The organism is Pseudomonas sp. ADAK2 (assembly GCF_012935755.1).
Taxonomy (GTDB): Bacteria; Pseudomonadota; Gammaproteobacteria; order Pseudomonadales; family Pseudomonadaceae; genus Aquipseudomonas.
The window spans coordinates 3927440-3949521 of the sequence record NZ_CP052862.1 but is presented as its reverse complement, the minus strand read 5'-3'; the positions used below and the strand labels follow the sequence as shown (position 1 = coordinate 3949521).

Annotated in this window: 20 protein-coding genes and 2 pseudogenes; 6 read left to right on the top strand and 16 right to left on the bottom strand. The window is 61.2% G+C overall.

The genetic code is table 11. The features are described 5' to 3' along the window. Nucleotides 1-94: 94 nt before the first annotated feature. From HKK52_RS18150 to HKK52_RS18105, 10 genes are read right to left on the bottom strand one after another with little or no spacing between them, the layout of a single operon-like run. Nucleotides 95-520 (bottom strand): acyl-CoA thioesterase, encoded by a 426-nt coding sequence (locus tag HKK52_RS18150; RefSeq protein WP_169371967.1) that lies wholly within the window; start codon nt 518-520, stop codon nt 95-97. Then, entirely contained in the window at nt 513-2057 is a 1545-nt protein-coding gene (locus tag HKK52_RS18145; RefSeq protein ID WP_169371966.1) for an HAL/PAL/TAL family ammonia-lyase, read from the bottom strand. The genes HKK52_RS18150 and HKK52_RS18145 overlap by 8 nt, the downstream gene beginning before the upstream one ends. After that, on the bottom strand, nt 2038-2985 hold the full coding sequence (locus HKK52_RS18140) for an LpxL/LpxP family acyltransferase (RefSeq protein WP_169371965.1): 948 nt from the start codon (nt 2983-2985) through the stop codon (nt 2038-2040). The genes HKK52_RS18145 and HKK52_RS18140 overlap by 20 nt, the downstream gene beginning before the upstream one ends. Beyond that, a complete protein-coding gene (locus HKK52_RS18135) occupies nt 2982-3716 on the bottom strand; it encodes a glycosyltransferase family 2 protein (protein ID WP_169371964.1) in 735 nt (244 codons plus the stop codon). Before HKK52_RS18135 ends, HKK52_RS18140 begins: the two co-directional genes overlap by 4 nt. Continuing rightward, complete coding sequence (locus HKK52_RS18130) at nt 3709-5388, bottom strand: acyl-CoA synthetase family protein (RefSeq protein WP_169371963.1); 1680 nt, start codon at nt 5386-5388, stop codon at nt 3709-3711. Before HKK52_RS18130 ends, HKK52_RS18135 begins: the two co-directional genes overlap by 8 nt. After that, a complete protein-coding gene (locus HKK52_RS18125; RefSeq protein WP_169371962.1) occupies nt 5385-5930 on the bottom strand; it encodes a hypothetical protein in 546 nt (181 codons plus the stop codon). The genes HKK52_RS18130 and HKK52_RS18125 overlap by 4 nt, the downstream gene beginning before the upstream one ends. Beyond that, complete coding sequence (locus tag HKK52_RS18120) at nt 5927-6181, bottom strand: acyl carrier protein (RefSeq protein WP_007992314.1); 255 nt, start codon at nt 6179-6181, stop codon at nt 5927-5929. Before HKK52_RS18120 ends, HKK52_RS18125 begins: the two co-directional genes overlap by 4 nt. 9 nt (nt 6182-6190) lie before the next feature. Beyond that, the gene (locus HKK52_RS18115; RefSeq protein WP_169371961.1) at nt 6191-6451 is read right to left on the bottom strand and encodes a phosphopantetheine-binding protein; all 261 of its coding nucleotides are present in this window, start codon (nt 6449-6451) and stop codon (nt 6191-6193) included. After that, on the bottom strand, nt 6432-7241 hold the full coding sequence (locus HKK52_RS18110; protein ID WP_169371960.1) for a lysophospholipid acyltransferase family protein: 810 nt from the start codon (nt 7239-7241) through the stop codon (nt 6432-6434). Before HKK52_RS18110 ends, HKK52_RS18115 begins: the two co-directional genes overlap by 20 nt. Then, nucleotides 7217-7942 (bottom strand): beta-ketoacyl synthase chain length factor, encoded by a 726-nt coding sequence (locus HKK52_RS18105; protein ID WP_169374260.1) that lies wholly within the window; start codon nt 7940-7942, stop codon nt 7217-7219. The genes HKK52_RS18110 and HKK52_RS18105 overlap by 25 nt, the downstream gene beginning before the upstream one ends. A 356-nt stretch (nt 7943-8298) precedes the next feature. Here HKK52_RS18105 and HKK52_RS18100 point away from each other — a divergent pair, with 356 nt between their 5' ends. Beyond that, nucleotides 8299-9069, top strand: coding sequence for a ParA family protein (locus HKK52_RS18100; protein ID WP_054053184.1), 771 nt, complete (start codon nt 8299-8301; stop codon nt 9067-9069). Between the two features lie 126 nt (nt 9070-9195). Here HKK52_RS18100 and trxC read toward each other — a convergent pair whose 3' ends face one another. Next, complete coding sequence (gene trxC, locus HKK52_RS18095) at nt 9196-9630, bottom strand: thioredoxin TrxC (RefSeq protein ID WP_169371959.1); 435 nt, start codon at nt 9628-9630, stop codon at nt 9196-9198. Between the two features lie 270 nt (nt 9631-9900). Here trxC and HKK52_RS18090 point away from each other — a divergent pair, with 270 nt between their 5' ends. Then, complete coding sequence (locus HKK52_RS18090) at nt 9901-10170, top strand: AbrB/MazE/SpoVT family DNA-binding domain-containing protein (protein ID WP_169371958.1); 270 nt, start codon at nt 9901-9903, stop codon at nt 10168-10170. Next, nucleotides 10170-10532 (top strand): type II toxin-antitoxin system PemK/MazF family toxin, encoded by a 363-nt coding sequence (locus HKK52_RS18085; RefSeq protein ID WP_169371957.1) that lies wholly within the window; start codon nt 10170-10172, stop codon nt 10530-10532. The genes HKK52_RS18090 and HKK52_RS18085 overlap by 1 nt, the downstream gene beginning before the upstream one ends. Before the next feature lie 6 nt (nt 10533-10538). Here the strand turns inward: HKK52_RS18085 and selO are convergent, their stop codons facing one another. The 5 genes and pseudogenes from selO to HKK52_RS33015 all read right to left on the bottom strand — a co-directional run. Next, a complete protein-coding gene (gene selO / locus HKK52_RS18080; protein WP_169371956.1) occupies nt 10539-12002 on the bottom strand; it encodes a protein adenylyltransferase SelO in 1464 nt (487 codons plus the stop codon). 48 nt (nt 12003-12050) lie between these two features. Continuing rightward, nucleotides 12051-15431: a mechanosensitive channel MscK gene (gene mscK, locus HKK52_RS18075; protein ID WP_169371955.1), complete on the bottom strand. Its 3381-nt coding sequence runs from the start codon at nt 15429-15431 to the stop codon at nt 12051-12053. 35 nt (nt 15432-15466) lie between these two features. Continuing rightward, on the bottom strand, nt 15467-17209 hold the full coding sequence (locus tag HKK52_RS18070) for a potassium/proton antiporter (RefSeq protein WP_169371954.1): 1743 nt from the start codon (nt 17207-17209) through the stop codon (nt 15467-15469). 295 nt (nt 17210-17504) lie between these two features. Next, nucleotides 17505-18104 (bottom strand): annotated as a pseudogene (locus HKK52_RS33020) (methyl-accepting chemotaxis protein); the annotation flags it as partial. 303 nt (nt 18105-18407) lie between these two features. Continuing rightward, nucleotides 18408-19064 (bottom strand): annotated as a pseudogene (locus HKK52_RS33015) (MCP four helix bundle domain-containing protein); the annotation flags it as partial. 342 nt (nt 19065-19406) lie between these two features. On the opposite strand from HKK52_RS33015, the gene HKK52_RS18060 reads away from it, so the two are divergent. The 3 genes from HKK52_RS18060 (at nt 19407) to HKK52_RS18050 (ending at nt 21975) form a co-directional block, all read left to right on the top strand. Continuing rightward, nucleotides 19407-19637 carry a hypothetical protein gene (locus HKK52_RS18060; RefSeq protein ID WP_054053207.1) on the top strand — a complete coding sequence of 77 codons (231 nt, stop codon included), beginning with the start codon at nt 19407-19409 and terminating at the stop codon, nt 19635-19637. Then, a complete protein-coding gene (locus HKK52_RS18055; RefSeq protein ID WP_169371952.1) occupies nt 19634-19936 on the top strand; it encodes a cell division protein ZapA in 303 nt (100 codons plus the stop codon). The genes HKK52_RS18060 and HKK52_RS18055 overlap by 4 nt, the downstream gene beginning before the upstream one ends. A 101-nt stretch (nt 19937-20037) precedes the next feature. After that, the gene (locus HKK52_RS18050; RefSeq protein ID WP_169371951.1) at nt 20038-21975 is read left to right on the top strand and encodes a methyl-accepting chemotaxis protein; all 1938 of its coding nucleotides are present in this window, start codon (nt 20038-20040) and stop codon (nt 21973-21975) included. The last annotated feature ends 107 nt before the right edge of the window (nt 21976-22082 follow it).

Below are 22082 nucleotides of genomic sequence, written 5' to 3'. Positions count from 1 at the left end.
TTCTGATGTACCGCATGTGCAGGTTTTGCGACGGCTTCGCCGTCGAACGCAGCCTCGCGGGCTCGGCAGCTGCTACAAAGGGGGTTCAGCAGGGTCATGCGAGCATCCTTTCGACGGCGTCGGTGAAGACCTTGGGCGAGGCCAATTGCATTTCACGGCTGCTCATATCGACCGCGACCTGCACCGTGCTGGCGCGGGTCAGGCGTTCACCGGTTTGCTGATCGCTGATCAGGTAATTGATCTTCAATCGGTTCTCCCACTCCACCAGACTGGCGCGCACGTTGAGCGTCTGGCCGAACACCGCGCCGCGCACGTAGCGCAGTTGCAGGTCGATCACCGGCCAGGCAAACCCCGACTCGACCATGGCGGTGTAGTTGTGGCCGAGCTTGTCCAGCAGCGCGCAGCGGGCGACTTCCAGGTATTTGACGTAATGGCCGTGCCAGACCACGTGCATGGTGTCGACGTCAAAGAACGGCACGAGGATTTCCGTATCGGCGTGAAGCACTCCCTTGCTACGCATGCAGCCTCCAGTGTTGCTCGGCGATTCGTTTCAGGCACAGGCGCAGTTCGCCTTCCAGGGCGCGGTCTTCGATGACCGGCGGGAAGTCCTTGGCCAGTTCTTCGTGCATCGCCGCCAGGGACGGTGGCAGTGGTCGTGCATCTTCGGCCTGGCCACGCAGCCAGACGCCTTGATTGGCGGCGAGCAAAGTGGCGGCGGCGACCTGTTCGGTCAGCTCCAGCACACGCACCGCATCGCGAGCGGCGATGGTGCCCATGCTTACTTTGTCCTGGTTGTGGCACTCGGTGGAGCGCGAGAACACGCTGGCGGGCATGGTGTTTTTCAGCGCTTCGGCGGTCCAGGCGCTGGTGCCGATTTGCACAGCCTTGAAGCCGTGGTTGAGCATGGCGCGGTCGGCCGTGGCGCCGGACAGGTTGCTCGGCAAACCGTGGTTGTAACGCTCGTCCACCAGCAACGCGAGTTGCCGGTCGAGCAGGTCGGCGACGTTGGCGACCAAGGTTTTCAGGCTGTCCATGGCGAATGCGATGTGGCCGCCATAGAAGTGCCCACCGTGCAGCACGCGTTCGGCTTCGGCGTCGATGATCGGGTTGTCGTTGGCGCTGTTGAGTTCGATCTCGATGAATGAACGCAGCCAGTTCAGGCTGTCGGCCAACACGCCGAGTACATGCGGTGCGCAACGCAGGGAGTAGCGGTCTTGCAGGCGATGCAACGGCGCGGTCGGCGCGTCGATCGCCAGATCCTTGCGCAGCCACGCGGCGACTTGCATCTGCCCCGGATGCGGCTTGGCGGCGAACAGGCGCTCGTCGAAATGCTCCGGGTTGCCTTGCAGCGCGACCACGTTCATCGCGGTGATGCGGGTCGCCAGTTGCAGCAAGTAATCGGCGCGGGCGAAGGCCAGGCAAGCAATGCCGGTCATCACGGCGGTGCCGTTCATCAGCGCCAGGGCTTCTTTCGGGCGCAACACCAGCGGCGTCCAGCCGAGCTCGCGATGTACATCGGCGGCTTCGCGGCGTTCGCCACGGAACATCACTTCGCGTTCGCCGGACAGGGTCGCGGCCACATAGGACAGCGGCGTCAAATCACCGCTGGCGCCGACCGAACCTTCTTCCGGGATCAGCGGCAGGATGTCGTGTTCGAGGAAGGCTTGCAGGCGTTCCAGCAACTCCACGCGCACACCGGACACGCCGTGACACAGCGACTGCAAACGCGCCGCGAGGACTGCGCGGGTGGCTTGGGCATCAAGCAATTTTCCCAGGCCACAACCGTGAAAGGTGTACAGATGACGCGGCAGCGCTTCGACGTGATGGAGCGGCACCGCGACTACGCAGGAATCGCCATAACCGGTGGTCACACCGTAAATCACGCCTTCCTTGTCCAGCAGGGAATCGAGGAATCGCGCGCCTTTGGCGATGCGCTCGCGAAATTCAGGGTCACCCTGCAACTGCGTCGGCGCCTGACGATTGGCCAGGGCCAGCACGTCTTCGATGCGCAAAGGGAGTTCGCCGAAGGTTACCGGCTCAAGCGTTGGCGTCGTCATCGGTCTTCCAGAAAGGGTAAAAGTTGAACCATTGTTGTGGCGCTTCAAGGCAATAGTGACCCAAGCGTTCGGCGTAGCGGGAAGCCCACTGATGAATGACCTGTTCGCGGTCGCTGCGCTTCCACACCACGGCCTCGGCGAAGGGTTCGAGGCTCAGTCGGTAGGCGCCTGTCGGTTGCTTCAGGCACAGCAACAGATTGACCTTGCACTTGAGCAAACCGGCCAGCAGCCAAGGGCCCTGGGGGAATGCCGCCGGATGACCGAGAAAGTCCACGATCACGCGGCGCCCGCCATGCAGCGGCACACGGTCGCCGGCAATCGCCAGCCACTCGCCGCGCTCCAGGCGTTCGTGCAGTTGCAGCATGATCACCGGGTCCAGTTCGCTGACCTGAATCAGGCGCAAATTGGTCGCCCCGGCTTCGCCGAGCAAGCGGTTGAACTGCTCGGCGTGCTTGGTGTGCACCAGCACGTTCATGGTGACTTGTTCGCCGATCTCCGCCAGCGCGCGGCAGACCTCGAGATTGCCCAGGTGCGCACCCACCAGCATCTGCCCACGGGCGCCACGCAGTTGGGTGCGCAACAGCGCCGGGTCGTCGATTTCGATCTGCTGGATGCTCAGCTTGCCGTTCCACACGTCGAGCTTGTCGAGCATGGAGTCGGCGAAGGCCATGAACTGGCCGAAGACCCGCCAATGGGTCGGGCGCAACTCCGGACGCGCGCTAAAGTCAGCGAGGCGTTGCTGGTATTGCCAGGCGCTTTTGCGCGCGCTGCGGCCGAACAGGAAAAAGTACAGGACAATGCCGTACAGCAACGGGCTCAACAGCCGCCGGCCGAGCACTTTGGCGCACAGTGCGGTGAATTTCATCAGCCAGAAACTGCCGCGCTCCTGGCGGTCGGCCCAATGCTTTTTATCTGCGTCAGTGCTCATGCCCGCCACCGCCGCCAGAGGATCACCGGAGCGCGCAACAACATGCCGAAGAACAGCCGGGTGTGCATGCTCGAGATCAAAACGTTGTCGTGGAACAGGCGAAAATGCGAGACGCCGTCCAGCGGGTAATGGACCTTGGTTTGCAGCCACTGCATCGGCAGGTTTTGCCAAGCCAGGCGCACCAGAATGTCCGAGTCGAAATCCATGCGCTTGCCGATCTTCGCCGAACTGATCAGCGCCAGGGTCGGCGGTAATGGATAGACGCGAAAGCCGCACATCGAATCGCGGATCTGTAGCGACAAGGTGTTGATCCACACCATCACGTGGGTCAGGTAGCGCGCATACAAGCGGCCCTTGGGCACGCTGGCGTCGTACAGCGGATAACCGCAGATCACCGCGTCGGGGTGGGCGCGGGATTGTTCGATGAACGTCGCGACGTCGGTCAGGTCATGCTGGCCGTCGGCGTCCACTTGCAAGGCATGGCTGAAGCCCAGGCGCGAGGCTTCGCGTAAACCGGTCATGACCGCGCCGCCCTTGCCTTGATTGACGGTGAGGCGGATCAGAAAGACGTGGTCCCGCAGCGCCAGTTGATCGAGCACTTTTGCGCAGGCCGGGGTGCTGGCGTCGTCTACCAGAATGCACGGCAAACCTTGGGCGAGCAGGGCATCGACCACCGTGGTGATGGCGGTTTCGTGGTTGTAGACCGGGATGATGGCGCAGGGGTTATGCATCCGCCGCCTCCAGCACAATCCGCCCGCTGGAGCAGGTGGCGGTGTCGTTGCGAAAGGTGAAATACAACTTGTGGCGCACTGGGTCGAACCGCAGGTGCAACTGAATTTCGTCGCCCGGACGCACCAGTTGCTGGAATTTCAGCACTTCCATCCCGGCGAACAGGGCCGGCAATTCCAGCAGCTGTTGACCCAGGCTCAGCGCCCACTCCACCTGCACCACGCCGGGCAATACCGGCGCCTGGGGAAAGTGCCCGCTGAAGTAGGCGAGGTCCGGCGGCACGGCCAGTTGCAGGCTCCATTCGCCGTCGGTTTCGACCTGTTCCAGCACTTCCGGTCCCTTGGGGCGCGGTGCCAGCAGCAGCGCTTCGACTTCGGCCTGGGGCAATTTGCCTTGGGCGTTCGACGGCAGTTGCCGCAGCAGGCGCCAGCGGCGGGGCAAGGCCAGGGCTTCGCAATGCTGGCTCAGGTGTTGACGCAGTTCTTGGGTGAGGGTTCGCCGCCCCTGATTGCGCAGGGCGTGCAGCCCTTTTTGGCTGAGCACCAGCAACGCGCCCAATGAGGCGCGGTTTTCCTGGACCACCCCAAGGCGCGCTTCGGCGACCCAGTCGTGGGCCATCAGCGCCTGTTCCAGCATCGGTAGCGAGATACGTTTCTCTTCCAGTTTGACGATGCGGTCCAGCCGTCCCAGCAGTTCGAAACGGCCATCGGCGGCGATCCGCGCAGCGTCGGCGGTGTGTTCGATGTGGTCGGCCGGCAAGTAGGGCGATGCGATCAGCAGCGCGCCGTCGCTGTCCTGGCTCAGCCGGACGTCGGCGAACGGCTGCCACAGGTCTTGCCCCTGACGCCAGGCAATGCCGCCGGTTTCCGAGCTGCCGAGGATTTCCGTTGGCCATTGCTGCAAGCGCTCGAACAGGCTTTGTGCAGCCTCGGCGGGCAGGGCGCCACCGGAGGAAAACACCCGACGCACCGCGCTCAGGGCCGGCCAGTCGAGGTTGTCGCCCATGCGTTTGAGCAGCGCCGGGCTGGCGACCCAGGCGAACGCCGGGTATTCGCGGCTGGCACGCTGCAAGTCTTCCGGGAAGGCCAGTTGCTTGCGCACGAACGGTCGCCCGGCGCACAGCGGCCACAGCACGCGGAACAGCAAACCGTAAATGTGTTGAGTGCCAACGCTGCCGATGATGCACGCCGGGCCCAGGTCGGCGCCCCACAGTTGCTCCAGGGCTTCGACTTCATTGGCCAACTGGCGCAGGGTTTTGTCGATGCGCTTGGGTTCGCCGCTGGAGCCGGAGGTGCACAGGCTCAACTGACAGCGATCCAAATCCAGCGCGGCGGCGGGCATTGGCGAATGTTGATAATCGGCCAGGTGTGCGTCGTCGGCCTGATCGGTCAGCCACAGATCGACTTCAGTCGACCAGCGCTGGCGGGTCTGGGCTTGCAGGTCGGCGGGCAGCAACACGCTGACCCCGGCACGCCAGGCGCCCAGCAGCGCAATCGCCAGCTCGGCGGCGTCTTCGAGGTGCACGGCCATGCGCCGCACGCCCTGGGCTTGCAGACCGGCAGCGAGACTCAGGGCCTGTTCGCACAATTGCGCGTGATTCAGCGCCGGGTCGGCCGTCATGGCACGTTCCGGCTGAGCCTTGAGCAGCAGGTGCTCAAGTGTTATCCAATTCATGGGTGGCCTCGTACCCGTTGTCGTATTAGCCATTCAATGGCAAACATCAGGCCGATCAATCCATAGGAGATCAGGCCGGTGTACAACATCCACCAACTCAGCGGCGCCCAAAGGGTCAGCGCGGCGGCGCACAAACCGTTGCAGAGAAAAAACACACTCCAGGCCACCGTGACCTGGCGGGTATAAACAATCGCCTTGGCCGGCAGCTGCGGTTCACGCAGGCGGGCCAGGCGTTCGGCCATCGGCGGGCCGTATTTCAGGCTCAGCCCGAATAGCGCGAGCATGAACCCGCTGATCAATACCGGGTACCAACGCAACAGCGCCGGACTGTCGAATATGGCCAGCAGCAGGCAAAACACGATGGCGACGCTGGCCATCCACAGGCTGCCCGGACGCCGCACGCCGGTCAGCGCGCGCGCCAGCCACAGGCTGCCCAGCAGCAGACCAAACTGCCACGGGGCGAAGTGCTCCATGCCGAAATACACCGCAAAGGGGTACAGCAGGCCCGCCAGCAGCAGGCCAAGGCCGATCACTCGACTCATGCGGCCGGTTGAACCAGACGGTAGACCGCCTCGACCACGTCGCTGACGGTACGCACCGATTTGAATTCTTCGGCGGCGATTTTCTTGCCGGTCTGGCGCTTGATGTGATCGATCAGGTCGACGGCGTCGATGCTGTCGATTTCCAGGTCCTGGTACAGGTTGGATTCCAGGCTGACGCGCTCGGGGTCCAGCTCGAAGAGTTCGACCAGGGCATCGCGCAGGGTGTTGAAAATGTCGTCACGAGTTTGCATGGTCCGGTCTCAAGCTGCCTGTTTTGCAGTGACGAACGCCGCAAGGCTCGCCACGTTGGTGAAGTGATTACGGGTGTCCTTGGCGTCGGCATCGATCTTGATGCCGTACTTTTTCTGGATCGCCAGGCCGAGTTCCAGGGCGTCTACCGAGTCCAGGCCCAGGCCTTCGCCAAACAGGGTCTGGTCGTCGCCGATGTCGTCGATACTGATGTCTTCGAGGCCCAGGGCGTCGATGATCAGGGTTTTTATTTCACGGTGCAGATCGCTCATCTTCGGCGAGCTCCTTAATAAAGTAGTGATGCAAGTAATCATTGAGCTTGCGCGAGGCCTGCGGGGGCGGACCCTGCGCGGCGAAGGCTTGTGGGTCTATATCGGCCCCCACACGGAAACTGAAGTGCACGCGACGTTTTGGTATCCGATACCAGGGTTCGGCCTTGGTCAATGTGCTCGGGCTGACCTTGATAATCACCGGGGTGAGGATTTTCGCACCGCGCAGGGCAATGGCCGCGCCACCCCGATGAAAGGCCGGTGCCTGGCCGGGTTGGGTGCGGGTGCCTTCGGGGAAAATGATCAGGGTCTGGCCACTTTTCAGGGCGTCGGCAGCAGCGTCGAGCATGTCCATGCTGCCGTCGTTGCTGATGTATTCGGTGCTGCGCAACGGGCCTCGGGTGAAGGGGTTCTCCCAGAGGCTCTTTTTGACCACGCAGTTGGTGTGGGGCACGAGGCCAATCAGGAACACCACGTCAATCAGCGACGGGTGATTGGCGATGATCATTTGCCCCGGGCGGCCGAGTTTTTCCGCGCCTTGAATGTCGTAGGTCAGCACGCCGGTGCGGGCCATGAACCGGACAAAAAACCAGAAACAGCGACTGACGGTTTTGCGCGCCCGCAGCCGATGGGCCTGGGCATCGCCGGGCAGGCAGCCGAGCAGCGGAAAAACCAGCAGCCGCAGGCACAGCCCGCCCAACCCGAACAGGGTGAAGCTCGCGGCGGTGGCCAGCAGGCGCCAGTAATAGGCGTCGCGGTTTTTATCGGCTACAGGTTGCGTTGCCAGGTCCATACACGATTTTTCCAGGCATGTTGGCAGGTTGACTGCTGGCCGAGCAGGGTACGCAATAGATTCAAGGCATGGGGCCAGTGAGCTTTGGACAGTGCATCCGGGTTGCTGTTCAGGGACAGCTGCCAGTCGTTCCCAGGGGTGAGCAGCAGACCGACCGCGTAAGGAAAGGGCACATCGTCGATCCAGGCCGAGTAGGCCTCGGGTGGTTGTTCTTCGGTGACCACCAGCAATACGGCGGGCGCGCCTTCCGAAAGTAATGCCGCGGCCTCAAGCATGCCGTGTTCAAGGCCGTCGCCGGCGGCGGCGAGGGCGGTCATTTCACTGGTTTCGCCGCGCATGATCGACCACAGGCCGATGACGGCGTTGTGCACGGAGAGGCTGAATTGGGTCGGCGACAGCGGCTGGTTGGCTGCCAGGTCACTGAGAATATCGAAGGTGCGCGGGGTTTCGCCGTGACGGGAAATAAAGACCAACGGTAGGTCCTGCCGACCATCGGCCAACGGCCAGCCGACGCTGAAGGCCATTCGCGCCAGGCGGCTGAGTCGCCGGCGCTGCATGGCCGGCAGAAACGACACATCGGGAGCGGCATCGCTGCATGGGAGCGCGACCGGTTGTCGGCTCCAGGCCTGCCAATCGTCCACGCTTTCGAGCCCAGGGGCCCATGCGCGCCATTGGGCGATGTTGAAGTTGATCACAAAGATTCATCCCGCCCCTGCGGGCTTTCCTTGACGGGTCGGTCGTAAAATCCACAGCCGACCTGACATGGCGCTATACGCCGAGTGGCGCGCATTATCCCGGTGCGGCGGGCGTGTAGCAAATGCTGGTTGCAGTTTGCGCAAACAAATGTACCGGTTGGTTCGTGAGAAAAGCTGTCGTTTGGCCATTATCCACATTACGGCAGGCGAGTCTGTCGGCCGTGTCTGCGCTCAATGGATGAGTTTGCGGCTTTTTCACCAGGAGATTACGCCTGACTGCGTAGTCCCCATGCCCGCGAGGTAGCTAAGCAGCGCTGTGGACTACTACACTCGGTCATTCTTTGATACACGGAGGTTTTGACATGCGGCGCGTGGTGTTCAATCAGAAAGGCGGGGTGGGCAAGTCCAGCATTGCCTGCAATCTGGCAGCGGTCAGTGCCAGCGAGGGGTATCGCACCCTGTTGGTGGATCTCGATGCCCAGGCCAACTCCACTCAGTACCTGACCGGCCTCACCGGCAATGACATCCCCATGGGCATTGCCGATTTCTTCAAGCAGACCCTGTCTTCCGGGCCGTTTTCGAAGAAAAACCAGGTGGATATCTACGAAACGCCATTCGATAACCTCCACGTCATCACCGCCACCGCTGAGCTGGCCGATTTGCAGCCCAAGCTTGAGGCCAAACACAAGATCAACAAGCTGCGAAAACTGCTCGATGAGCTGAGCGAAGACTACGACCGGATCTACCTCGACACCCCGCCAGCGCTGAACTTTTATGCGGTGTCGGCGTTGATTGCCGCTGATCGTGTACTCATCCCCTTCGACTGCGACAGCTTCTCACGTCAGGCGCTGTATGGCCTGCTGGCGGAAATCGAAGAGTTGAAGGAAGACCACAATGAAGGTCTGGAAGTCGAGGGCATCGTGGTCAATCAGTTCCAGGCCCGCGCCAGCCTGCCCCAGCAAATCCTCGACGAACTGATCGCCGAAGGCCTGCCGGTGTTGCCGGTGTACCTGGGCAGCTCGGTGCGCATGCGTGAATCGCACCAGGCCAACACGCCGCTGATCCACCTCGACCCGCGGCACAAGCTGACGCAGCAGTTTGTGGAGTTGCACAATCTGCTGGAAAACGCCTGACTGCCCTTTGTAGGAGCGTGGCTTGCCCGCGAAGAGGGTTTAACATTCAACGCTGTCGTTGAATGTCAGTTCGCCTTCGCGGGCAAGCCACGCTCCTACGGTTTCGCGGTGTTTTCGAGATCTCGTTCAAATCCCCTGGCTACGCAACCAGCTCATCAACTGCGGCAACGGAAACGCCCCGCTCTGACGCGCCACTTCCCGGCCGTTCTTGAACAGAATCAGGCTCGGAATCGAACGAATCCCCAACTGCGCCGACAACTGCTGGTTTGCCTCGCTGTCCAGCTTGGCCAACCGACACTTCCCCGCCAACTGCCCCGCCGCCTGCTCGAATACCGGCGCAAACGATTTGCACGGCCCGCACCACTCCGCCCAGACGTCCACCAACAACGGCAAATCGCCCTTGATCTGGCTGGCGTAATCGCCTTGCTTCAATTCGAAAGGTTTACTCAGCAACACTTCAGCCTTGCAGCGCCCGCATTTTGGCTGGTCGTTGAGGCGTTCGGCGGGGATGCGGTTGAGGCCGTTGCAGTGGGGGCAGGGGATGAGGAGTGGGTCGGACATGGGGGGCTCCAAAAGAGTGGGCAATCAATGCAACTGATTTGGAGTTGCGGTCCGTATTTATCAAGGCTGTAGGGCCGAGGCAGGAAGGCGGTGTGTCGCAAATGCTCACATTTTCCTGATTATTAGCGGGCAATCCGTGACTACGCTGGAAGCAACTCTAACCTTCATCGTTCTTGATTTGAGGAATTCGCGTTGCTTTCATCTGCGTGCTACTTTTGTTGCACTTGTCGTGACATCGACATCCCACATATTTCGGATCGGAGTGATCTCATGTCCGTAACTTCCAAAATACGCCGCCAGGGCGGTGCCGCCGTGATTACGCTCCCCCCTACCTTGCTTAAATTATTGCATCTTGAAGTCGGCTCTCAGTTGGAGCTCAACGTGGTGGATGGCGAGTTGATTGCTCGCCCAGTTGTGAAAGCATCTCGCAAGCGTTACAGCCTTGATGAATTGCTTCAGGGGGCAGAAGAATTGGCTGAGTTGAACGAGCAGACAGCCTGGGCTCGTGAAGGTGATTCTGTTGGTAGGGAGTTGGGTTAATGGTGCGTCGGCAGGCCCCGCAGCGGGGCGATGTCTTTTGGATTGACCCGAACCCGGTGGCAGGGAGAGAAATGATGAACCGCCATCGTTTTGTTGTGATTACGCCGAGGGGAATCAACGCGCTGGGCGTGAGCATGACCGTGCCCGTGACCAGTGGCGGGAGTTTCAGCCGAAACTCCGGATTGGCAGTGGTCGTTACGGGGCACGAAACAAATGGGGTCGCGGTGTGCAATCAAGTGCGCAGTTTCGACATTGAGCAGCGTGTTCGAGAGGGTTCAGCAAAGTTTATTGAACGCCTTGATGACGTGACGATGACTGACATCATTGCGCGCGTCGTCAGTGCCATTGACCCTCTGGATTGAGCTGCGTCACGACGAACAACTGATCTCCAGATGCTTGCCCCACTCCGGCGGCCGCTCGGCATAGCTCTCCATTCCCGCCTGTTCCACAAACGGGTTACTCAGCACTGCATGCAGGCGGCGAACTTCCGAGTAGTCGCCACTCTCTGCCGCATCAATGGCTTTCTGCGCCAGGTAGTTGCGCAGGATGTACAGCGGATTCACGGCATACATCCGAACCCGGCGCTGTTCTTGATCAAGCGGACCTTCGCGGCCAACCCGGGCCACATACTGCTCGCCCCAGGCATCAAAGCCCTTGATGTCGACGAAGTCATCACGCAAGCGAGCGACGGCCAACTCGGCTGATTCATCGCCCAAACGACGGAAGAACAGCGTGTAATCAACGCCACTGTTCTGCATCAGTTGCAGCAGACGTTCCAGCAGTTTCTGGTCATCGTCTTCAGCGGTGGTAAAGCCGAGGCGGCGGCGCATCAGGTCCAGGTAGTGGGCCTGGTACAGCGGCAGGTACAGGCCGAGGGTTTCGCGCAGGGCGTCGACGCTGATGAACGGCGTCAGGGCCTGGGCGAGGGCGCTGAGGTTCCACTGGCCGATCGGCACCTGGTTGCTGAAGGAGTAGCGGCCCTGGTCGTCGGAGTGGTTGCAGATGAAGTTGGCGTCGAAGTCGTCGAGGAAGGCGAACGGGCCGAAGTCGAAGGTGATGCCCAGGATCGACATGTTGTCGGTGTTCATCACCCCGTGGCAGAAGCCGTAGGCCTGCCATTTGGCGATCAGTTCGGCGTTGCGCTCGACGATTTCGCGGAACATCGCCAGGTACGGTTCCGGCTGCTCCAGGCATTCGGGGAAGTGCATGGCCAGCACGTGCTCGCCGAGGGCTTTTTGCTGTTCGGGGCGCTTGGTGTAGTAGAAATATTCGAAATGGCCGAAGCGCACATGGCTCGGCGACAGGCGCAGGACCATGGCCGCGCGTTCCTGCTTCTCGCGCCACACCGGTGTGTCGGAGCCGATGACGCACAGGGCGCGGGTGGTCGGGATGTTCAGGGCATGCAGCGCTTCGGAGGCGAGAAACTCGCGGATCGACGAACGCAGTACCGCCCGTCCATCGCCCATCCGTGAGTACGGCGTCTGGCCGGCGCCCTTGAGGTGCAAGTCCCAATGCTCGCCGGCCTCGTTGTACACCTCGCCCAGCAGCAAGCCGCGGCCGTCGCCCAGCTGTGGGTTGTAGGAACCGAATTGATGCCCGGAATAGACCATCGCCCGAGGCTCGGCTTCGGCCCAGAGCTTGTGCCCGCCAAACAGTTCGGCGAACACCGGCGTCTCGGCCACGGCCGGGTCCAGGTCCAGCAGCGCCATGGCGGCGGGGCTGGCGACCACCAGTCGCGGCGCGGCGATGGGCTCGGGCAGCACATGGGTTGAGAACGCATCGCCGAGGCGGGCGAAGCGATTGTCGAAGGTCAGTTCGTCGAGGGCTTTCAACGGCCATCTCCAGCAGAATGTCCGAGCATTCTGCTAGGGATAAGGCGGTTAGTCGAGTTTGGTCGGAGGCGGCTCTTGTTCCGGAACGTCGGGCGTGGACTCAAGGGGCGCGTCACGGGGAGCTTCGCGGGAGATGATGGTTTTTTTCTCTTCCTCGACCGGCACCAACTTGTATTCCTGGCCGTGAAGGTTCTTCAGGTAAACCTCCATCTGCCGGAACGAGATGTTGATGTGCTGCTTCTTGAATTCGCGGTTGATGAAGCGGTTGACCTCATCGAGCACCGGGTTGCGGTCGCCGAGGTCACGCACATGCATGCGCAACTCGTGGTCGAGGGTGCTTTCGCCGAAGTTCAGGAAGTACACGTGGGGCTCGGGTTCCTTGAGCACTCGCGGGTTTTCCCGGGCGGCTTGCAGCAACAAGGCTTTGACCAGGTCCAGGTCGGAGCCGTAGTCGACGCCGAGCTTGAGGGTCACCCGGGTGATGGTGTCGGTCAGGGACCAGTTGATCAGTTGCCCGGTGATGAACGTCTTGTTCGGGACAATGATGTCTTTGCGGTCGAAGTCGGTAATGGTCGTGGCGCGGATGCGGATCTTGCTCACCGTGCCCGACAGGTTGCCGATAGTGATGGTGTCGCCGATCCGCACCGGGCGTTCGAACAGGATCATGATGCCGGAGATGAAGTTGGCGAAGATTTCCTGCATCCCGAAACCGATACCGAGGGATAGCGCGGCCACCAGCCACTGCAATTTGTCCCAACTGACGCCGAGGGTGGACAGGGTTGAGACGAAACCAACGCCGGCGATCACGTAGGACAGCAACGTGGTGGTGGCGTAGGCGCTGCCCTGGGCCAGGTTCAGCTTTGACAGCACCAACACTTCCAACAGCCCTGGCAAGTTGCGCGCCAGGGCGAAGGTGATGCCGATGATGATCAGTGCGCCAAGCAAGTCGCCGATGCTGATCGGCACCATGCTCAAGTTGGCGCCCGTGCCGCTGGTGTATTCGTAGAGGGTCACGTTGTCCAGGTACGAGAACACGGTAATCAGGTCCGACCAGACCCAATACAGCGCCGCGATGAAGCCTGCCAGCAGCGCCAGGCGGATCAGGCGCAGCGACTGTTCGTTGACCTTTTCGATGTCCAGCGTCGGTTCTTCAATCACCGCTTCGCCTTCACCGGCCTCTTTCGCCGCCTGGCGTTTGGCCAGGGCTCGCTGATAGGCCAGGCGCCGCGCCGCGACACTGAGACCGCGCACGAACGTGGCTTCGATCACCAGCCAGAACATCAGCAGATACAGTGTATTGATCAAGCGGTCGCTGAGTTTCAGCGCGGTGTAGTAGTAGCCGAAGCACACCGCCACGAACAAGGCGATCGGCAGTGCCGTGAACAGAATCCCCACCGCTTTGCGGAACAGCGACGCGCTCTCATGGGTCGGGCTGCTGATCAACAGGCGACCGAGCAACCAGGCCATCAAGGCGTAACAGGTCAGCACTACCGGCATGCCCAGCACGTCATCGGCCAGTGTCGACGGTTGCAATTCAGCGACGGCCACCACCGCGACCAGCGCCATCACCACCAGCCCGAGACGCCGGACCCAGCCTTGCAGGAATTCGACCTGGGGTTTTTCCCAGCGGAAATGCAATTCGGCGACGCCGCCCGGCGCGAGGATCCGGTAGGCGGTGTAGAACACCAGCCAGGCCTGGCCCATTTGCAGGAGGGCCGCGCCCATATTGGCGTTCTGCCCACGGGCGTCGATCTGCAAGGCCAGGCCACACAAGGCCAGGCCCAGCGCCACCGGCATCGCCAGCAATATATTGATCAGGATTGCCTGGGGCGTGTGCCACTGGCTGTCACGCTTGAAGTGACCGATGTCCTGGTGAACTTTGTTCAGCCGGGCATACAGGCTCTTGCGGCGCCACAGCAGGGCGCCGATCAGCAATACCAGAGGCAGGAACAGCAACGGCCGCTGGATCAGGCCATCGCTCAGTTCGCTCAGGCTCGAAGACAAAGGCAGCGCGGCGACCTGCCGTTTCAGGCGTTCCGGCACGCCGTGCATCCATTCCAGATCCAGCGGCTTATTGCTGGGAATCCAGAACATTTGCTCGTCGAGGGTGGCCCGCAGGCTTTTCGTCGTGCTGAGCAATTGCTTCTGGTTCAGTTGCAGGGTGATGGACTGGTTGAGCACCGCGCTCAGTTCGCGGTTAAGGCGTTCCAGCAGGTCGGCACGGGTGTTGGCCAGTTCCAGCAGGCTCTTGCGCAACTGCGGGGTGACTTGCTCCGGTGGCTGGGTGGCCAATAGGTTGTCAACGTAGCTCGCCGGATTGCTGAGCAATTCCCGTTGTTGGCTGACTTCGAATTGAAACAGGCGAATATCGGCGATCTGGTCCGCCAGGTCGCGGTCAAGCTTGAGTGGCGGCAGGGCCTGTTTCTGTTTGTAGAGAATCTTGGAAAGCAGCAGGCTGCCCTTGAGGACGCTGATCTGCTCGTCCAGGGCCGAATCGCTCTGGGTCACGCTGTCCAGTTGTTGCTTGGTTTGCAGGTTCTGCTGAGTGATGTCATTGAGGCGGTCGGTATTTTTCAGCAGGTAGTCGGAAAGCTTCAGGTTCTGCGTGCTTTCTGTGGCCAGCAACACGCTGCCGCCGGACTTCTGCGCTTCGATGGATTGCTGGGTCACCGCTTCCTGGGAATGGGCCAGGCGCTTCTGGTTGATCAGGGTTTGCAGTTCCTGGATTTCCTGATCCATGCGCGCGGTTTTTTCCGAGAGCACGTCATGCTGGCTGTTGCCCAGGTCCTGCAACTGACTGTTGCCGGCCAGCTCCTGACGCCGCAGCGGGATCAGGGCGTTCAGCGCGGCGAGTTCGGCATTGAGCTGGTCACGCTGCTCGCCGCTCAAGGTCTTGCCGTTGTCTTTGCCGGCCTTGAGGATGTTGTTGATCTGCTGGATGCGCGTCTGGCTGCTGGCGATCTCGGCCTGAGCGCGCTCGGGGCGGGTCTGGGCGGTGATGATCAGGCTGTTGGCGTCGGCCAGGGCTTTTTGCAGATCGCTTTGCTGGGTGGAGCGCTCGGTGAGCATTTGCTCGAGCTGCTGGATCGACAGGTTGGCGTAGCGCTGTTCGATCGGGACTACCTTGGTGGCCTTGAGCCGGGCCAGTTCACGCTGGTTTTCGATGTTCTGCTTGGGCGCCGTAGCCAATTGCTGCTTCAGATCGATCAGTTTCTGATCGAAATCGCTCTTGCTGTTGAGCTGGGTCAGCGTGTTCTGCAGGATGGTTTGCAGCGCCTTTTGATCGGCCTCCGGCAGTTTGCGCTCGGCGATCTTGTCCAGGCTGCCTTGCACGGCTTCGCTGGACGGCGGTTCGGCCGCTTGCAAGGTTCCGATGGAGAGACTCAGGCCCAGCAGGGCAATGGCAAACAGGGAGCGCAGGGTTGGCATAGAGACCGATCGAATCAGGTGAAAAGAATGGCAGTTTAGAGGAAGAGTCCGGGGCCCGGGCGACTTCCTTCGGGGAATCTGACGCCCACTTTGCCGATCTTGTTCCCTTCCATGACCGCGACCGTCCAAATGGTGTTGTTCCACTCGACCTGGTCACCCACGACCGGCGCGCCGCCGACCTTCTGGGCAATGAAGCGGCCCAGGGACATGTCCGGATCGATGCCTTCGACTTTCAACCCGTACAGCGCAGCAACCGCGGCCAGTTGGGCGTCTCCTTCGAGCACGAAGTCGCCGAAGAAACGCAAATCGAGGCCCCGTTGCGGTGCCTGGCTGAACAGCTTTCCGAGGGCCGTCAGATTGTGTTCATGGCCGATCACGCAGAGCAAATCATCGACTTCGAGCACCGTACTACCCGACGGATGGAGCAGTTGCTGGCCACGAAACAGGGCCGCGATGCGGGTGCCTTCGGGCATTTTCAGCTCGCGAAGGGGCGAGCCGATGCACCATTTCTCAGCGCCGAGGCGGTAAACGAACAGCTCCCACTCGCTGGTGACGTGCACTTCCAGCGCCGAGCGGGAGATCGGTGCTGGCTCGGGTGGAACCGTGACCTTCAACAGTTTGGCGACCCACGGCAGGCTTGTGCCCTGCACCAGCAGCGACACCAGCACGATAAAGAACGCGAGGTTGAAATAGAGCTGGGCGTTCGGCAAGCCGGCCATCAGCGGGAACACCGCCAGAATGATCGGCACCGCGCCGCGCAGGCCGACCCAGGAAATGAAGGCTTTTTCGCGACCGTGGAAGGCTTTGAACGGCAGCAGGCCGACCATCACCGATAGCGGCCGGGCAAACAGAATCATCCACAGGGCCAAGCCGAGGGCGGGCAGGGCGATCGGCAGCAAGTCATGAGGCGTGACCAGCAGCCCCAGCACCAGGAACATACCGATCTGGGCCAGCCAGGCCATGCCATCGAGCATGTGCAGAATACCGTGACGGCTGCGCACCGGGCGGTTGCCGATCACCAGGCCGCACAGGTAAACGGCGAGGAAGCCGCTGCCGTGCAAGGCGTTGGTCAGGGCGAACACCAGCAGGCCGCCGGCAATCACCAGAATCGGGTACAGGCCGTTGGCCAGGTTGATGCGGTTGACCAGTTGCAACATGACCCAGCCGCCGCCCAGGCCAATCACGCCGCCGATGCCGAATTCGCGCACCAGATGCCCGAGCAGGTTCCAGTGCAGGCCGGTCTGGCCGCTGGCGAGCATGTCGATCAGGGTCACGGTGAGGAACACCGCCATCGGGTCGTTGCTGCCGGATTCGATTTCGAGGCTGGCGGTCACCCGCTCGTTCAGGCCTTTACCGCCCAGCAGCGAGAAGACGGCCGCGGCGTCGGTCGAGCCGACGATGGCGCCGATCAGCAGGCCCTGGATGATGTTGAGGTTGAACAGCCACGCCGCCGCCATGCCGGTCAGCCCGGTGGTAATCAACACCCCGACCGTGGCCAGCGACAGCGCCGGCCACAGCGCCACACGGAAACTCGAGACTCGGGTGCGCAAGCCGCCGTCGAGCAGAATCACCGCCAACGCCAGGTTGCCGACCAGATAAGCCGTGGGGTAGTTATCGAAAATAATGCCGCCGCCGTCGACGCCAGCAGCCATGCCCACAGCCAGGATAATCACCAGAATCGGGATACCGAGGCGGGACGAGAGGGAGCTCACCAGAATGCTTGCACCTACCAGCAACGCGCCGATCAAGAACAGGCTGTTGATGGTCGTCGCATTCAAGGGCAATACTCCAGAAAGCTGAAAGGCGGGCGCAAACTGACCATGCAGTCTGCGTGCCAGCGATTCTAACCTGTTGAAATGTGATGCTGTCAAAAAGGTTTTGACGATGTGGTGTTGATCGTTCCCACGCTCTGCGTGGGAATGCCTCAACGGACGCTCCGCGTTCGGCTCTTGATGGGGACGCGGAGCGTACCGGGCTGCATTCCCACGCCGAGCGTGGGAACGATCAATCAACCTGTAGGAGCTGTCGAGTGAAACGAGGCTGCGATCTTTCCGGCAGTGATGCGATCTTCGTTTAGAGGCTAAACCGTCCAACCATATTGTTCAGGTCCAGCGCCAAGCGCGACAGTTCATTGCTCGCCGCACTGGTCTGATTCGCCCCGGTCGCCGATTGCACCGACAGATCACGAATGTTCACCAGGTTACGGTCAACCTCGCGAGCCACCTGCGCCTGTTCTTCAGCCGCGCTGGCGATCACCAGGTTGCGCTCGTTGATTTCAACAATTGCACTGTTGATCGTATCCAGCGACATCCCCGCGCCACGGGCAATGTTCAACGTCGACTCGGCGCGTTCGGTGCTGTTACGCATCGAATCCACCGCGTGTTCGGTACCGCTCTGGATGCTGCCGATCATGCGTTCGATTTCGCTGGTCGACTGCTGGGTACGGTGCGCCAAGGCACGAACCTCATCCGCCACCACCGCAAAACCACGCCCGGCTTCACCGGCGCGGGCCGCTTCGATCGCGGCGTTCAGGGCCAACAGGTTGGTCTGGTCGGCCAGGCCGCGAATCACGTCCAGCACTTTGCCGATATCCCGGGATTCGTTGGCCAAATCGCCGATCAGGGTCGCTGTGCTCTGCACGTCGGCGCTCATGCGTTCGATGGCGCTGACGGTTTCCTGCACCAGGTCACGGCCGTCACCGGCAGAAGTGGTGGCGTTTTTCGAGGCTTCGGAAGTGCTCACCGCGTTGCGCGCGACTTCTTCCACGGCGCTGGTCATTTCATTGACAGCGGTGGCGGCCTGTTCGATTTCGTTGTTCTGCTGAGTCAGGCCCCGGGCGCTTTCGTCGGTGACGCTGTTCAGTTCTTCAGCGGCGGAGGCCAATTGCGTGGCCGAGCCGGAAATCCGTTGCAGGGTGTCGCGCAGCTTGTCCTGCATTTTCGCCATGGCCGCCAGCAAGCGACCGGCTTCGTCTTCGCCATCGACGGTGATCGGGCGGGTCAGGTTGCCTTCGGCGATTTCTTCCGCGGCGCTCAAGGCGTTGGCGATGGGCTTGGTGATGCTGTTGGTCAGCAACCAGGCGAACAGCAGGGTCAGGCCAGTGGCGATGACCAGCAGCGTGATCACAAGGTTAAACGACGACGAAAACTGATCGCTTGCACCTTGATCGGTCACGGCAATCTGCTGGATGTTGATCTCCAGCAGCTTCGCCAAGGCATTGTTGACCGCTTCGGAGTTGGCCAGCAGTTCGGTGTTGAGCATGCTGCGCAACTCATCGATCTGATTGTTGCGCGACAGGCTCTTCATCCGATCTTCGAGTTGACGGTACTGCGCCAGCAACTGTACGTACTGATCATAAGCCGCACGTTCCTGCGGGCCGTCGATCAACGGTTCGTAAACCCGCTGGGCGTCGCGGATCTGCTGGTTACGCAGGTCGAACAGCTCCATGGTTTTCTGCTGCACGTCCGGTTCGCGATTGATCAGCAAACGGTAGGACAGCACGCGCAGGCGCAGGGTCAGTTGGGTGAACTCGTCCAGGCTCTTGATGCTCGGCACGCTGGCGTTGGCGATGTCTTGGCCGGCGCCGCGAATCTTGCTCATCTGGTTCAGGGCGAACACACCCAGGATCAGCATCAGACCGCCAATCAGGGCAAAACCGAGGAACGCGCGCGGCGCGATATTCATATTACGAAGGGACATGGTGTTTCACCGTGAAAAGCGCATCCGTGCGGGGCTGAGACTGCTGTATGAGTGACTTATCGGTTCTACGACTAAAGTCTTGAGCCCCTGCGCGTATTTGTCGCACATCGGTTGCGGCGACGAAGTGCAGGAACCAGATTCGCCAATCACAGTCTCTAAAGCTCGCGAGCAAGGTTGCCCGCCAGGAAAATCAAGGCTTTGAGCCCCAATAACCCTGGCATCCGTGGTGACTTTTCTTTATCGTACGCGCCCTTTGAAAAAGCCTGGAAAATCAAAATGTTGGAAGCATCCCTGAGTCAATTGGAACAACTGGTCAGCGACCTGGTGCAACAGAACCAGAGCCTGCTGGGCACCAACCAGACCCTGAGCGCCGAACTGGCCCAGGCCAAGGATGAAAACGAAAGCCTGCAACTGAGCCTGATGGAACAGGAAGAGAAACAAGGCGCCACCGCCGCCCGCATCCAGGCCTTGGTCGAGCGCGTCAGCGCCGGCCCTGTCAGCGCATGAATCAGGGCGCCGCAGGGGTAAAAGTCGTCTCGATCCTGGGGGAGGACTATTCGATCAAGGCGCCGGCCGGGGAAGAGCAAACCCTGCTGGACGCCGCACTGATGTTGAAGGCTGCCCTGGCCGACACCAAACGCAAATACCCGACGCTGATCGGTGATCGTTTGCTGGTGCTGGCGGCGATGAATCTGTGCTCCCAGCAGATCGAAATGAAAAAGCAGCACCAGCAGGAACTCGACCGTTACCAAGAGCAAGTCAGCGCCACGGTTGAAGTGATCGCCAAGACGATCAATCAGGGCTGATCGGATTTGAGCACAACCAAAGAATAAAATTGTCGATTGCGTTGTATACAATCGGCACGGCTGTTGCAGTGTTTCAGCCACTTATTCTTTGGGGGTGGTCCATGCAGTTCTGGCGACGCAGTATTCAATGGCAGTTGATCCTGAGTATGGGCACCGCCCTGCTGGTCAGTATTCTGATCGTGGTTGGCGTTTATACCCTGGTGGTCAACCGCCTTGCCCAGAGTTATCTGGTCGAACAGGCGCTGCCGTCGAGCATCGAAGCGATGCGCAACGACATCGAACGCATCCTCGTGCAACCCCTCACCGCCGCCAAGGACATCGCCAGCAACAGCATGGTGCGCGACTGGCTGGCCGCGGGTGAAAACAGTGCCCAAACCGACACCTTCGTAAAGTACCTGGAAGGCATCCGCGCCGAGCACAGGGCCTTTACCGCGCTGATCGTCGGCACGGCTTCCAATCACTACCTTACGGAAAAAGGCCTGGACCGGACCCTCAGCCGTTCCAACCCGAAAGACGCCTGGTTCTACACATTCCTCGACAGCAACCAGCCGCGCACCCTCAATATCGACAATGACACCGCGACCGGAGAATTGGCGCTGTTTATCGACCTCAAGGTCGAGCAGGCCGGCAAAGTCGTGGGCGTTGCCGGGCTCGGGCTGAGCATGAAAGAGCTGTCGGAGCTGATCCACAATTTCAACTTCGGTGAGCGCGGCAAGGTCTATCTCGTGCGTTCAGACGGATTGATCCAGGTTCACCCCGAGGCGCAATTCAGTGGCAAGCGCACGTTGGCCGAACAAATTGGTGGCCCGGCGGCGCAAGCGGTGATGGGTCAAAAAGTTGCCGCTAGCAGCGGTTTTACCCGCGATGGCGAAGATTTTCTGGCATTGAGCCTGCCATTGCGGGATTTGGGCTGGACCCTGGTGGCCGAAGTACCACAGTCGCAGATCTACGCCGAGGCCCGCCGCGCGATGTGGATGAGCAGCGGCATCGGCCTGGCGGTGGCGTTGGTGTGCCTGTTGCTGGTGGTGGTGCTGGCCCGTGGGATGGTGCGACCGATCCGTCAGGTAACAGCGGCGCTGGTGGCCATCGGTAGCGGTGGTGGAGATTTGACCCACCGGTTAGATTCCAGCCGCGCCGATGAACTGGGCGATCTGGCGCGGGGCTTCAATCGGTTCCTGGAAAGCCAGCGCGACATGATTGGTGAAGTGTTGACCACCAGCGAGCGGCTGCGCACCGCCGTCAGCCAAGTGGCAAAGGTGGTGGATAACACTGCCGAACGCTCAGGACGGCAACAGGAAATGACCGATATGGTCGCCACCGCTGTCCACGAAATGGGCCTGACCGTGCAGGAAATCGCCCAGAACGCCGGCAACGCCGCAGTCGCTTCGCAAACCGCTCGCGATGAAGCGATGCAGGCGCGGGAAGTGGTCGGTGGTTCGATCCGGCATATAGAAAGCATGTCCGATGAGATTGGTGTCGCGGCCACGGCGGTGGGCGAGTTGGCGCATCAGGTGGCGTCTATCGATCAAGTGCTGGCGGTGATTCGCGGGATTTCGGAGCAAACCAACTTGCTGGCGCTCAACGCTGCGATTGAAGCGGCGCGGGCCGGCGACATGGGCCGTGGGTTTGCGGTGGTCGCGGATGAAGTGCGGACGTTGGCGCGGCGCACGCAGTCGTCCACCGACGAGATTCAGCAGATGATCGGCAGCCTCAAGCAGGGCGCGGAAAATGCGGTGTCGTCCATGCATTCCGGGCAAGCGGCGACGGGCACAGGGGTTGAGTCGAGCCAGCGCACCGGGACATCGCTGACGGCGATTACCGGGCAGATCGAACGCATCAGCGACATGAACCATCAGGTGGCGACGGCGACAGAAGAGCAGTCAGCAGTGACCGAGGAGATCAACCGCAACGTGCAGGGGATTTCCGATCTGGCACGGGCGACGGCCGGGGAGGTCAGGGCGTGTCGTGAGGATTGTCAGACATTGCAGCGGTTGGCCGATGACTTGGCGCGGCAGATGGGTGGGTTCAAACTCACCTGACTGATCGTTCCCACGCTCCGCGTGGGAATGCAGCTCGGGACGCTCCGCGTCCCATTGGAACGCGGAGCGTCCCCTGAGGCGTTCCCACGCGGAGCGTGGGAACGATC